We start from the raw sequence: 12,740 nt of genomic DNA, 5'->3' as shown, positions 1-12,740 counted from the left end.
GTCCCCTCGACGGGCCAATGCCGGGCCACCGCTGTGCGGGATGGCCCGGCGGAGACGGAGGCTGACGTCGGGTCAGGCCTTCTGCTCGAACAGCCAGTCGCGCGACGCGGCGATCTTGTACGCGGGCTCGAAGGACGCCATGTGCTCACTGCTCGCCATGGGGTCGGAGGAATCCGCGTCGGACACCTCGAGGACGGTCCCCTTCTTGAAGGTGACGAAGTTGTAGTCGGAGCCCTTGGCCAGCATCTTCTGCACGGTGGAGTTCTGCTCCGACGCGGCGGCGGTCGCATCCAGGTCGGTCGTGGTCTGGTACTTCTTCCCGGCGCTCTTGAGCATCGCCTCGACGTCGGTCTGACCGCCCGAGGCGCGCTCGTCACCCGCGGCGGCGTAGTAACAGAACGTCTCCTTGGCCAGGTTGTCCAGCACGCTGATGTCCCACTGGCAGGAGACGAACAGCTCGGCCGCGAACAGCGTGGGGTACTTGGCTGCCAGGTACATCACCGTCATACCGCCCATCGACTGACCGGTGCCGTAGATCTGCTTGGCGTTCACGCGGTACTTCTTGGCCACCGTGTCGACCAGGCGCTTGGTCATCTCGACGTAGTCGGTGGTGGTGTAGCCGCTGTGGTCGTCGAGGATCACCTCGGGGAACTCGGGCACCAGGACGAAGCTCTTGTGCAGGGCCTGGTCACCCTCGCTGGCCCAGATCAGCGCGCCGTACTGGTCCAGCGGCGCCGTGACGTCCTTGCCGACGAGACTGGAGTCGGCGATGTAGAGCACCATCGGGTACTTCTTGGAGGAGTCGTAGTCCTCGGGGATGAACAGGTTGTAAGGCAGCGACTTGCCGGTCTCCGAGTCGTTGTAGGTGAACTGCTTGAACTTGCTCTTCACGTCGCTCTGGAGGCTCTCCAGACTCGGGGGTGACGCGTCGGCGCTCCGCTTGGCGGTGGCGGCCGCCGCTGCGGCGGAGCCGGACGTGCTCGCGGTGGAACTGGCCGACTTGTCCGTCGAGCTTCCGCAGGCGGTGAGACCGCCGAGGGCGACCGCCCCGAGCGTGGCGGCGAGGAAGCTACGGCGAGGGAGAGTGGGGTTCTTCATGTGGGCAATTTTGTCGACACTCCTCTTGGTATTCGCTGAGGCTCGCCTTTGAGGAACCTGATAATGATCGAACGGATGCGGAACCGCAGGAACAGGAGCCTGTGCCCCGGCACGTGCACGGGAACCGAGAACCTGCAACGCAGCAGGTCCCACACCGGGCAGAACGCTCCGCCGCCTCAGATGCAGATGGCGTACGTGGGCCGCCTCGACCGCGGCCGTGAAGGAGTTGACGGCCAAGGGCCGCGTCCGCCGGTGGCTCTTCCAGCACAGGAAGTGAGCCGGGCGCGCTCCGGGCCGCCCGGTCTCAGCCGAGTCCGGCGGATCCGGTGAGCCGGATGTCGCGGAACGAGGCACCGACCCAGACGGTGCGACGGCCGGCGGGCAGCACCCACCGCTGTTCGCCGGTGGGCCAGTAGGAGAGTCGGCGCTCGTCGACGTACAGGTTGACGCGACACGGTGAGCCCGCTTGCAGGTCGACTCGCCTGAACGCGGCAGGAGTTCTGGTCGGCATCGCCACAGGCACGTCCACGGCGGGGCCGACGTACATGGCGCGCCCGGATCCGGTGACTTCGTCGGATCCTTCCGACTCGGTCAAGAGCGTTCCCTCATCGTCCGGACGCTTTGGCCAGGTGCTTCGCAAAGAAGGGAAGGACGTTGTGCTCCAGCCTGTCGGGGATCCCGCTGACGTGGTTGCCGGGATAGACCTCGAAGCTGTGTGGCACGTCGTACGAGGTCAGGATGCGGTCGAACTCGGTGAGGTTGGCGCGGATGTTGGTGTCCTGGTCACCGACGTCGAACGCGATGTGCTGCTTGCGCAGGTTGTTGACGTACTGGTCGACCATGGCCAGCGGCCGGTTGGTCGTCATCCGTGCGATCACTGGCTCCTGCAGCTCACCGTTCCTGACCGGGGAGTCGTAGTACAGCGGCGGCTTGTCGGGGTTGGGCGCCCATGCCGCTGCCGCGGCGACCGCGGTGCGGATGTTCTGCGGGACCTCGGTGTAGTCGTCGGGGCGTTCCTGGAAGGCTTCGAACGCCGCCATGGCCGCCGGGGTCGACGGGATGTTGCTCTTGGCGTCGATGCAGCACGAGCTCATGATGTAGAGCGACGAGAACACCCCGGGGTGCTTCATCCCGATCCGCATCGCGCCGTAGCCGCCCATGGAGTGGCCCGCGAGACCGCGCGCCTTCGCCTTCGGGACGGTTCGGAAACGCCGGTCGACATAGGACACCAGCTCCTGCGAGACGAAGGTCTCCCAGTCGCCGGTGGTCGCCCCGCTGGAGTAGTTGCTGCCGCCGTAGACGGTCATCGCGTTCGGAGTGACGATGATCATGTCCCGTGCGGTGCCGTTGCCGATGGTCCGGTCGGCGATGGCGTCGAGGTCCGCGATGGGATCGTCACCGAAGTAGCTCAGGTCCGTGTTCGTGAACCCGTGCAGCATGTACATCACCGGGTAGCGCCGATGCGGATGCGACTTGTACCCGGGAGGCAGGTAGACGGAGACGTCGCGGTCCGGTGAGTCCCCTTCGAGGTTTCCTTCGAGGGATTTCCCGTGGACCTTGACGCGCAGGACAGTGCCCGTCGTGTCGTCCGCCGCGCGGGCAACGGGCTTGTCCCGGCCGGCGGGACCGGCGCTCTGGGGAGCCGCCGCACCCAGCGACAGCGCGACGAGCAGGCCGGCCAGAACGACCGCTGTGGTGCGCTTCTTCGTGCCTTTTCCCTGCGATGTCGATCTCAATGGACTCGCTCCTTCCAGACGTCCCGTCATCGTCGACAACACCAGGGGACGAACTCAATGCCCGGTAGGAAAGCATCCGTGATCAGGCGATAAGGCTCGCGTGTCCCGTGCGGCGCTCGCGCATCTCCGTCCCGGGGCGCCGCCGACGCTCGTGAGGAGAGCATGTGAGTCCGACAGACATGCCTCGGCCGCCCCCTCGGCGGCGTGAACGGAGTCGGGGCTCGTGACCGGAACGGCGGCGGTCCTGGACGGTTCACCGTGCACAAGGGCATCCCGTACGCGGCCTCCACCGCCAATGCGAACCGCTGGCGCCCGCCGCAGCCGACGGAAGAGTGGTCCGGGGTCCGCGCGGCCGACACGTTCGGAGCCGGCTGCCCCCAAGGCAGCCGGGTCGGCCCCACCATGAGCGAGAACTGCCTGAACCTCAATGTCTGGACCGCCGCGGAGTCGTCGCGGGATCGCCGGCCGGTGTTCGTGTGGATCTACGGCGGCCGCTTCATCGGGGGCTCCGGGTCGAACGCACCGTTCGACGGGCCAGGGCCGGCCCGCAAGGGTCTCGTCGTAGTGACCTTGAACTACCGGACCGCGTCGTACGGGTTCCTGTCCACCCCGGAGCCGACCGAGAAGTCGGGCCACGGATCCAGCGGCAACTACGGCCTCCTGGACCAGCTCGCGGCGCTGAAGTGGGTGCGGCGCAACATCGCGGCCTTCGGCGGCGATCCGGACAACGTGACGATCGCCGGTCAGTCGACGGGCGCGGCCTCGGTGCTCGGCCATGTGTCGTCCCCGCGATCATCGCCAACTACGACGTGCAGTCCGCGGTGATGATGGAGCCGGTGATGGCGGACGGGTCACTGCCGATCACCTCCGACCTGGCGGGCTCGACCGTGGCGCACGTCGAGGGTCTGTACGAGGTCGTGACCGGCTTCTTCCTGGGCGGCGCCACGGATGATCGGTTCCCGGCGGTGCGTTACACCATCGACAAGGACCGGGAGTGGTCCCGGACGGACGCCTGGCTCGGTGACCGCGGACAAGGCCGCCGAAGGACACCCGACCGGCCCTTCAACGAGCTACACGTGGAGGCCGGACGGCACCATCGACCTACCGGTCCGGGTCCTGCGCATCGGCCAGGGCACGTTCACCGGCGCGATGTCGGAACTGTCCACCTCCACGGCCGACGCCCTCAGGAAGGCCGCGCCGTTCCCGCACGCGAGCGTCATCTCGAACATCGACGGCGGCGCGAAGAACATGGCCGACGCCTGGAACTACGAGCACATCACCTTCGAGGCCATGGACGGCTTCCTCTCCAAGGGCACCGCCGAGCAGGTGGCCGCCAAGGCCGGGACGATGCTCACACGTCCCTGCGCTGGCGACATGGCCGCCGCACCTTCCGGGAGGCTGGGATGCGGTCGCGGGAAAGCCCGGCTGAATCCCTTGAACGAACGGATTCTTCTCCTTGACGGGGAACCAGGCGTGATCGCGTCGCGGCGCAGGACGTCCGGGGCGACGCCAGTGAACACGGTCGGCAGACGGACGGCCGGGACCTCGCCGCGGCGTGGACCGCGAGGGCCTCGGCCCCGGCCTGGGCGATCCGCGCGCCGTATCTCCGGACAGGACACGCGACTTGACCGGACACCGGCAGCGACCGGAGCTGCGCCGCTGAACCGGTGGACCACCCATCGTCGTCCCGTCGGGCCCCTCACCCGCGCCGTGATCCCCGAAACTCCGAGACCGCCTCGGACTCCGCTCTTGGCAGCCGCCGTGGTAGCCAGTGTCGCCGGCGCACCACCCGACGCCCCCTGACGTGAGCCGAACTGACACCGGGCCAGATCGGCTCGGGCGTCGGGCGGATAAGGACCGAGTGTGCATGCGGGAGCACCCGTGGTCAACACTTCAAGTGACGCTTACCTCGGTATCACCGATGGTTTTCAGTTCCTGAAAGGCATCTGTCTGTGCAGGTCACGCCCTGACCGACGGCAGTGGGAGCGACTTCAAGAAACGAAGAAAGTCGTGTCTCGCATATTGCTGACAATATTGCGGGCGGTTACGTTCGCACACGACAGACCCGCCCGCAATCGCGACGGCTCCTCCCCTCCCTCCCCCGGCCCTCAGCGCAACCCATTCACTGGAGGTTCGTGTTGCTCAGACGTGCCCTGCACCATCGCCTGGCCGCCCTGACGGCGGTCGTACTCGTTCCCGCCCTGGCCCTGGGAGCCTCCGCCACCACGGCGGCCTCCGCCGGTGACTCAGTTTCCAGCCGTGCGGCTCCCGTGGTCCGGACGGACAGCGGACAGGTCCGCGGGGTCACCGCGGACCGGGCCGACCGGTACCTCGGACTGCCCTACGCGGCGCCGCCCGTGAAGGAGTTGAGGTTCGCTCCGCCCGCGGAGCCCGCCTCCTGGAAGGGCGTCCGCGAGGCGGACCGCCAGTCCCCGGCCTGTCTGCAGTTCCAGCCCTCCGGTATCCGGGAGGAGCAGGCGGTCAGCGAGGACTGTCTCTACCTCGACGTCTACCGTCCCAGCGGCATCCGGCCCGGGGCCAAGCTGCCCGTGATGGTGTGGTTCCACGGCGGCGCCAACACCCAGGGCACCGGCGTCATCTACGGCGGCGGTTCCATGGCCGCGAAGACCGGCGTCATCGTTGTCACCGTCAACTACCGCCTGGGCGCACTCGGCTTCCTCGCCCACCCGGCGCTGAGCGCCGACACCCCCGGCGGCTCCGGCAACTACGCCCGTATGGACCAGGTCGCCTCGCTGGAGTGGGTCCAGGACAACATCGCCCGCTTCGGCGGCGACACCGGCAACGTCACCATCGCCGGCCAGTCCGCCGGCGGCGGCGCGGTCTGCGATCTGATGGCCGTCCCGTCCGCCAAGGGCCTGTTCGACAAGGCCATCGTGGAGAGCTCCCAGTGCCTGGGCTCGTCGCCCGCCACCCTCGCCGCCGGCGAGGCAAGCGGCGTCGCCTACGCCAAGGCCGTCGGCTGCACCGACGACGCCACCGCCGCCGCCTGCCTGCGCAAGGCATGGCCGAACACACTGATCGCGCACCAGGGCGAGTACCTCGGCGGCTCCAAGATCGGCGGCTCGTTCATGCCGAAGAGCCTCAAGCAGGCCTTCGACGACGGCACTTGGAACAAGGCTCCCGTCCTGACCGGCAACACCCGCTCCGAGAACCGCCTCGCCTCGGAGGCGTTCGCCGACCTCACCCCGGAGGGCTACGAGCAGAGGGTCCGGGCCGACTACGGCGCGAAGGCCGACGCGGTCCTCAAGGCGTACCCGCTGACGAACTACACCAGCCCGTGGGACGCCATCACCCAGGTGCGGACGGACGCCCAGCGCGCCTGCTCCCACCAGCAGAGCGCACAGGGCCTGTCGGCCAAGACCACCGTCTACCGCTACGAGTTCGACGACCCGACCTCGCCGACGCTCTACGGCTTCGCCATCCCCGGCAAGGACATGTCGAACGCCCACAGCGCCGAACTCGCCTACCTCTTCGACTTCACGCTCGGCGAGAAGCCGCTGACCGCGCGGCAGGAGAAGCTGGCCGACCAGATGATCCGCTACTGGGGCGCGTTCGCGCACAGCGGCAACCCGAACACCAAGGGCGAGCCGTCGTGGCCCCGCTACCAGTCGGGTTCCGACTGGCAGGTCATGCAGCTGCGCACCGCGGGCGCCAGCAAGGTGATCACCAGCTACGCCGCCGACCACCACTGCGACGTCTGGCTCGGCTGACACCGGTCCCGCCCTTTCCCGGCATACCCGCACGCAGAAAGCAGGGAGCCATGAAACCCGCCATCAGACCGCGCGGCAGGGGCCGCGCCGCACTCACCGCCCTTTCCCTCCTCGCCCTGGGGCTGACCCCGATCTTCGCCGCCCAGGCCCAGTCGTCCACGGCAGCCGGGTCCCGTCCCGTCTCCGACGTCGTGCAGACCACGGACGGCAAGGTCCGCGGCACCCACCGGACCGGTTACGCCGCCTGGCTCGGTCTCCCCTACGCGGCCGACGCCTCCGGCGCGGGCCGGTGGAAGGCGCCGCGGCCCGTCAAGAAGTGGTCGGGGGTCCGCGACGCCACCTCCTTCGGCGACCGGTGCGCGCAGAACACCGGCTGGGACCCCGGCTACGAGAAGACCGTCACCACCGAGGACTGCCTCGACCTCAACGTCTACGTCCCCGACTCCGCCCGCGCCAAGTCGCCGGTGCTCGTGTGGATCCACGGCGGCGGCTTCACCGGCGGCACGGGCCAGGACACCAATCCGCGCAAGTTCGTCACACAGACCGACGCGGTCGTCGTCACGATCAACTACCGCCTCGGCGTGCTCGGCACCCTCAACCTCCCCGAGTTGCAGGCCGAGAGCAAGGCCGGCCCCGGCAACTACGGCCTCCTCGACCAGCAGGCGGCCTTGCGCTGGGTCCAGTCCAACATCTCCCGCTTCGGCGGCGACCCGAAGAACGTGACCATCGCGGGGCAGTCCGCCGGCGCCGGTTCGGTCTGCGACCACCTCGCCTCGCCCACCGCCAAGGGCCTGTTCGCGCGGGCGGTCATCATGAGCGGCGGCTGCAACCTCCAGTCCGCGGCCTCCGGCCAGGCGCAGAGCGCCGCCTTCGTCAAGGCCGTGGGCTGCGAGACCGCCTCCTCGGTCCTCGCCTGTCTGCGCGCCAAACCGGCGGCCGAACTGCTCGCCGCCCAGAAGAAGTCGGGCGTCTCCCCCTCCGTCGGCGGCCGGGCCTTCCCGGTCAACCCGGCGACCGCCGTGCAGACCGGTGACTTCAACCGGGTCCCGGTGATGCTGGGCCAGACGAACAGCGAGCGGGGCCTGTCCACCTTCCAAAACTACGACTATCTCGGCACGCCGATGACGGCCGCCCAGTACGAGGCCTCCGTCCGCTCGGCCTACGGCGCGAACGCCGACAAGGTCCTCGCCGAGTACCCACTCAGCGCCCACAAGACGCCGGGCGAGGCCTGGACCGACGCCCAGAACGGCTCGACGTCGTACACCCGTCAGCAGCTGATGGCCACGTTCTCGCGGTGGGTGCCCACCTATGCGTACGAGTTCGCCGAGAGCGACACCCCGCACTTCACGTCCATCCACCTCATCCAACAACAGAGCCAGGCGGCCCGCAACTTCCCCTTCGGCGGCGCCATCCACGTCGACGACCTGGGCTACCTCTGGGACTACCTCGGCCAGACCCTGCCGTACGACGACGACCAGCTGGAGCTGTCCCGGCAGATGATCACCTACTGGGACCGGTTCGCCGCGTTCGGCGACCCGAACGGCCCCGGTACGCCGTCCTGGCCCAAGTACCGTGCGCAGACGGGCAAGTTGATGTCCCTGTCCGCCTGCGACACCTCACCGGCGAGCAGCGCGATGCCGGCGCCCTGCTCGAAGGTGAGCGGGGACTTCGCCGAGGACCACAACCTCGGCTTCTGGGAGGACCTGCTGTCCTGACCTCTGTGGGCCACCACGCACCGGTGCCGCACCCCCTCGGAGGGAGGGGGTGCGGCACCGGTGTGCTCAACTCAACGAACAAGAGTCAGCACGTGTTCGCCGAAAGCGCGCAGTGTCCGTTCGAGTCGGGACAGGTCCCCTCGGTTGGCCAGCCACATCCGGCGGACACCCGAGGCCGCGAGGTCCGAGATGCGCCGGACCCAGTCCGCCGGGTTTCCCGCCATGCCCCATCGGGCCATGGCGAACTCGGTGAGGCCGAGGCGTTCCATGAGGAGTTCGTTGCTTCCGCCGGATTGCTGGTGATCCGCCAGGCTGTACCTCCGTACATACTCCCGCACGGCGTCGTGATGGCGCTCGGGCACCAGACGGCCCTCGACCCCGCCTCGCATGCTGTGGTGCAGGATCGAGGCCAGTGACGGGAGCACCCGCTTGCGTGCGGTCTCCCCGTCGTCGTCCAGGACGCTGCGGACGGTGAACCAAGGTTCGACCCGGGCGGGATCCCTCCCCCGCTGACGCGCGCCGTGCTCAACGCGCTCCAGCGACCAGGCCACGACGTCGGGCGTGAGCCCGGTGCCGATGGAGACCGCGTCACCGATCGCGCCGGCGAGTTCCAGCATGCGGGGGCCCTCGGCGCCGACCGAGATGCGGACCGGTCCGCGGCTGTCCGCGAAGGTGCGGATGTCGCGCCCCGCGAAGCGTCCGTGCCCGGTCGCCAGGACGTCGCGGACACAGGTGACATACTCCTCCAGCCGCGCTCGGGTCGCCGGCCTGCGGCCGACGCTGCGGACGGCGGAGTCGCCCGTGGCGATCTCCATGAAGGCGCGGCCCTCGGTCATGGAGTCGATCGTCGCGAGGAACGCGGCGGTGATCTGCGGGTCGCGGGTCCAGGGATTCGTCGGGCGCATGCCGACGTACGTCCGGGTGGTGCCGAGTGCCAGGAGGGTAACCCGGGCCGCCGCCTCGTTCAGCCGGAAACCGGTGTCACCGACGCCGATCGAGTGCAGGCCGAAGTCGTCCGCCATCCGGGCCAGTTCGGTCAGCCTGCGGGCGTGCTGACGGGTGAAGACGGGTTCGACGACGGTGAACTGCATGGCGAACTCCAGTGTTCCGCCCCCACACCGCCCATGCTCAGTCCGCTCCACGGGGCACCAGCACCACGCCGTCCTCGTCCACATGGACCGTGTCCCCGGGAGTGAACACGACCTCGCCGAATGACACCGGTTCTCCCGCTGTGCCGGTACCGGCCTTGCCGCTGCGGTGCGGGTTCGAGCCCAGGGCGGCCATTCCGAAGTCGAGTTCACGCAACCGCGCCACGTCACGCACCGCGCCGTGGACAATCACACCGGACCAGCCGTTGTCCCTCGCCAGGAGCGCCAGGGCATCGCCGAGGAGGGCCGTGCGCAGCGAGCCCGCTCCGTCGACCACCAGCACCCGGCCTTGTCCGGGCCTGGACAGTGCCGTGCGCACGAGGACGTTGTCCTCGCGGCAGCGCACGGTGTCGATCACTCCGCCGAACCGGACCCGGCCGCCGTAGAGGCGCAGTTGGGCGGTGCAGGTGCGGGCCGTGCCCTCCAGCCTGTCGCAAACGTCCGCCGTCGCTTCGTCCGTCACTGTCGGACTCCTTCTTCCGGCGTGGGCTGGGTGTGCGGCAGCCTCATGTGCCGGCTGAGCACCGAACGTGCGGTGCGTACGTCGACGACCGCGAGGCCGGGGCGCAGTGCCGCCTCGGCGAGGGTGTGCGCGCCGGGGGTGTCCATCGTCGAGGAGTGAGCGCCGAACGCGGCCGCGAGCGGGGCGAGAGGAGGTGACGGCACGAGGGCCGCCCCGGCGTTCTCGCCGTCTTTCCTGAGCCGCTGGTACTCGGTGCCGAGTGCCTGGTCGTTGAGGACGAACACGGTCAGATCCGCACCGGCCCGGGCCGCGGTGTCCAGTTCCTGCACGTGCATCATGAACGCGGCGTCGCCTTCGAAGACGACGGTCTTGCGGCCTGGCGCGCCCAGTGCCACGCCGATGGCCGTCGTGAGCGCCTGGCCGATGGATCCGAAGCCCTGGGCGGCGAAGAAGCGCCCCCGCGCGGGAACGGTGACGAAGGCCGCGGCGAAGCCCGAGCAGTGCCCGTTGCTGATGACCACGGTCGCGCCCTCGGGAAGGCGCTCGCTGATCTCCGCGACCGCGCGCCGCGGATCGACGGTGCCGTCGGGGACGGGTGGGGAGAAGTCCCTCAGGTCTTCGAGCCAGCAGTCGGCGGCCGGGCCGACCGGGGTGAACCAGGGCCGACGGGCGCCGGTGGTGGCGCGGGTGAGGGACACCGTGTGCTTCAGCGTGCCCGCGGCGTCGCCCCGGAGCGTTTCCGCCTTCCCCGTGCCGGGGTCGTCGTGGACGACTTTGACGACGTGCGCCTGGGCGAACAGCCGGCCCGACTGCGTGGTGCTCTTGCCCATAGCGGCACCCATTGCCACGACCAGGTCCGCGCGGCCGAGGACGCGTTCGGCCGCCGGATGGGCCAGCCCTCCGGCGATGCCGAGGTCCAGCGGGTGCCCGTCGAACAGCCCCTTGGCGGGCAGTGTCGTCGCCAGCCCGGCGCCGGAGTGGTCCGCGAGGGTCCGCATCAGATCCGGCGTGGCTCCGTCCGCGGCGCCCCGGCCGGCGATCAGCACGGGCCGTTGCGCCTCCGCCAGGAGCCGGGTGAGCCGTTCGGCCGCGGCGATATCGTCACCGTCCGGGGGCGCCTCGCGCAGCCGGTACAGGGGGCCGGTCGCGGGCCGCCCGGTGACGGGAGCGGTGAGAAGGTCGGCCGCGACGCCGAGGACGACGGGCCTCGACTTTGCCTGTGCCAGGGCGATGACCTCGGCGAGTACGTCCACTGGGCTCTCCCCCGGTGTCATGGCACGGTACACGGCCTCGCAGGAGGCGACGAAGGCGGCCTGGTCGAAGGTCTGGGCTCCCTGGTAACCGGTCGGGGTCTCGGCCGCGATGACGACGAGCGGGGACCGGTTGCGGGCCGCCACCAGCAGCGAGGTCGCCACATGACTGAGCCCCGGGCCATGGGTGACCGAGCAGATACCGGTGCGGCCCGAGGACCAGCCGTATCCCTCGGCCATCGCCACCGCGGCGCTCTCGTGCCGGACTTCGACCACTCGCACGCCTTGGGCTTCGAGCGCGAGGAACAGATGCATGTTGCCGTCGCCCATGAGACCGAAGACGTGGGTGCACCCGGTCCGTGCCACCGCGTCGGCGAACTCCTGGGCGTGGGTGCGGACTTCGGTCTCTGTTCCGGCGGCCTGGTTCGCCTCGCTCAAGAAGACTCCTTAGATGAGGGGGAAGTCAAGTGCTCGGAGAACAAGGGGAGTACCTCTTCCTCGAACCGCTGCGGGATCCGGTTGCCGTGGTTTCCCTGGTACACCTCGAACGTGTGCGGCACGTCGTACGAAGTCAGGATGCGGTCGAACTCGGTGAGGTTGGCGCGGATGTTGGTGTCCTGGTCACCGACGTCGAACGCGATGGGCTGCTTGCGCAGGTTGTTGATGTACTGGTCGACCATGGCCAGCGGCCGGTTGGTCGTCATCCGTGCGATCACCGACTCCTGCAGCTCACCGTTCTTGACCGGGGAGTCGTAGTACAGCGGCGGATTGTCGGGGTTGGGCGCCCATGCCGCTGCCGCGGCGACCGCGGTGCGGATGCTCTGCGGGACCTCGGTGTAGTCCTCGGGGCGCTCCTGGAAGGCTTCGAACGCCGCCATCTCCTCGGGCGTGTCCGGGATGTTGCTCGTCGGTGAAATGCAGCACGAGCTGAGGATGTAGAGGGACGAGAACACCTCGGGGTGCTTCATCCCGATCCGCATCGCGCCGTAGCCGCCCATGGAGTGGCCCGCGAGACCGCGCGCCTTCGCCTTCGGGACGGTACGGAAACGCCGGTCGACATAGGACACCAGTTCCTGCGAGACGAAGGTCTCCCAGTCGCCGGTGGTCGCCCCGCTGGAGTAGTTACTGCCGCCGTAGACGGTCATCGCGTTTGGCGTGACGATGATCATCTCTCGTGCAGTGCCGGCGCCGATCGCGCGGTCGGCGATGGTGGGAATGTGTGTCGACACCCCGTCACCGAAATAGCTCAGGTCCGTGTTCGTGAACGCGTGCAGCATGTAAAGGACCGGGTAGCGCCGATGCGGGTCCGAATTGTAGGAGGGAGGCAGGTAAACCGAGACGTCCCGGTCCGGCGAGTCCCCTTCCAGATTTCCTTCCAGCGATTTCGCGTGCACGTGCAATCGCAGCACGGTTCCCTTCGATTCCGAAGCCGTCCGGACCACCGTCGAGTCCCGACCGGGGCTTGTGCCCGGCCCAGACGCCGCACCCAGGGACATCACGACGAGAATTCCGGCCAGCGATGCCGCCACGGCCCGTTCCCTGATGGCGTTTCTCGGTCCTGTCGGTCTCATCGATTCGCGCTCCTTCCGGCTCCCCGCC

General features: G+C 69.0%; 11 protein-coding genes. 4 read left to right on the top strand and 7 right to left on the bottom strand.

Translation table 11 applies throughout. From position 1 onward, the window contains the following. Positions 1-72: 72 nt before the first annotated feature. The 3 genes from ICC28_RS35600 to ICC28_RS35590 all read right to left on the bottom strand — a co-directional run bounded on the left by ICC28_RS35600 (position 73) and on the right by ICC28_RS35590 (position 2,834). On the bottom strand, positions 73-1,098 hold the full coding sequence (locus ICC28_RS35600) for an alpha/beta hydrolase-fold protein (protein ID WP_188292961.1): 1,026 nt from the start codon (positions 1,096-1,098) through the stop codon (positions 73-75). Positions 1,099-1,402: 304 nt separating this feature from the next. Then, the gene (locus tag ICC28_RS35595) at positions 1,403-1,693 is read right to left on the bottom strand and encodes a fibronectin type III-like domain-contianing protein (RefSeq protein ID WP_188292960.1); all 291 of its coding nucleotides are present in this window, start codon (positions 1,691-1,693) and stop codon (positions 1,403-1,405) included. Between the two features lie 10 nt (positions 1,694-1,703). Next, positions 1,704-2,834 carry an alpha/beta hydrolase gene (locus ICC28_RS35590; protein ID WP_188292959.1) on the bottom strand — a complete coding sequence of 377 codons (1,131 nt, stop codon included), beginning with the start codon at positions 2,832-2,834 and terminating at the stop codon, positions 1,704-1,706. Positions 2,835-3,038: 204 nt separating this feature from the next. Between ICC28_RS35590 and ICC28_RS35585 the strand changes: the two genes are divergently transcribed. From ICC28_RS35585 to ICC28_RS35570, 4 genes are all read left to right on the top strand, one after another. Next, entirely contained in the window at positions 3,039-3,659 is a 621-nt protein-coding gene (locus ICC28_RS35585; RefSeq protein WP_188292958.1) for a carboxylesterase family protein, read from the top strand. Positions 3,660-3,854: 195 nt separating this feature from the next. Continuing rightward, complete coding sequence (locus ICC28_RS35580) at positions 3,855-4,637, top strand: hypothetical protein (RefSeq protein WP_188292957.1); 783 nt, start codon at positions 3,855-3,857, stop codon at positions 4,635-4,637. Between the two features lie 332 nt (positions 4,638-4,969). Beyond that, positions 4,970-6,565 (top strand): carboxylesterase/lipase family protein, encoded by a 1,596-nt coding sequence (locus ICC28_RS35575; RefSeq protein ID WP_188292956.1) that lies wholly within the window; start codon positions 4,970-4,972, stop codon positions 6,563-6,565. 50 nt (positions 6,566-6,615) lie between these two features. Beyond that, on the top strand, positions 6,616-8,280 hold the full coding sequence (locus ICC28_RS35570; RefSeq protein ID WP_188292955.1) for a carboxylesterase/lipase family protein: 1,665 nt from the start codon (positions 6,616-6,618) through the stop codon (positions 8,278-8,280). Positions 8,281-8,351: 71 nt separating this feature from the next. Here ICC28_RS35570 and ICC28_RS35565 read toward each other — a convergent pair whose 3' ends face one another. The 4 genes from ICC28_RS35565 to ICC28_RS35550 are packed head-to-tail and all read right to left on the bottom strand — an operon-like array spanning position 8,352 to position 12,670. After that, entirely contained in the window at positions 8,352-9,371 is a 1,020-nt protein-coding gene (locus tag ICC28_RS35565) for an LLM class flavin-dependent oxidoreductase (protein WP_188292954.1), read from the bottom strand. 37 nt (positions 9,372-9,408) lie between these two features. Beyond that, complete coding sequence (gene rraA / locus ICC28_RS35560) at positions 9,409-9,891, bottom strand: ribonuclease E activity regulator RraA (RefSeq protein ID WP_188292953.1); 483 nt, start codon at positions 9,889-9,891, stop codon at positions 9,409-9,411. Next, positions 9,888-11,579: a thiamine pyrophosphate-binding protein gene (locus ICC28_RS35555; RefSeq protein ID WP_188292952.1), complete on the bottom strand. Its 1,692-nt coding sequence runs from the start codon at positions 11,577-11,579 to the stop codon at positions 9,888-9,890. The genes rraA and ICC28_RS35555 overlap by 4 nt, the downstream gene beginning before the upstream one ends. Continuing rightward, on the bottom strand, positions 11,576-12,670 hold the full coding sequence (locus ICC28_RS35550; protein WP_317454158.1) for an alpha/beta hydrolase: 1,095 nt from the start codon (positions 12,668-12,670) through the stop codon (positions 11,576-11,578). Before ICC28_RS35550 ends, ICC28_RS35555 begins: the two co-directional genes overlap by 4 nt. Between the last annotated feature and the right edge of the window lie 70 nt (positions 12,671-12,740).

Origin of the sequence: Streptomyces sp. TRM68416, assembly GCF_014596915.1 — a bacterium.
Lineage (GTDB): Bacteria > Actinomycetota > Actinomycetes > Streptomycetales > Streptomycetaceae > Streptomyces.
The sequence above is the reverse complement of the archived record's forward strand: the minus strand, read 5'-3'. Positions and strand labels throughout refer to the sequence as shown.

Bases quoted from the DNA above. Each gene is read 5' to 3' on its own strand.
- ICC28_RS35600 (WP_188292961.1), bottom strand. From the start codon at position 1,098: ATGAAGAACCCCACTCTCCCTCGCCGTAGCTTCCTCGCCGCCACGCTC.
- ICC28_RS35565 (WP_188292954.1), bottom strand. From the start codon at position 9,371: ATGCAGTTCACCGTCGTCGAACCCGTCTTCACCCGTCAGCACGCCCGC.
- ICC28_RS35570 (WP_188292955.1), top strand. From the start codon at position 6,616: ATGAAACCCGCCATCAGACCGCGCGGCAGGGGCCGCGCCGCACTCACC.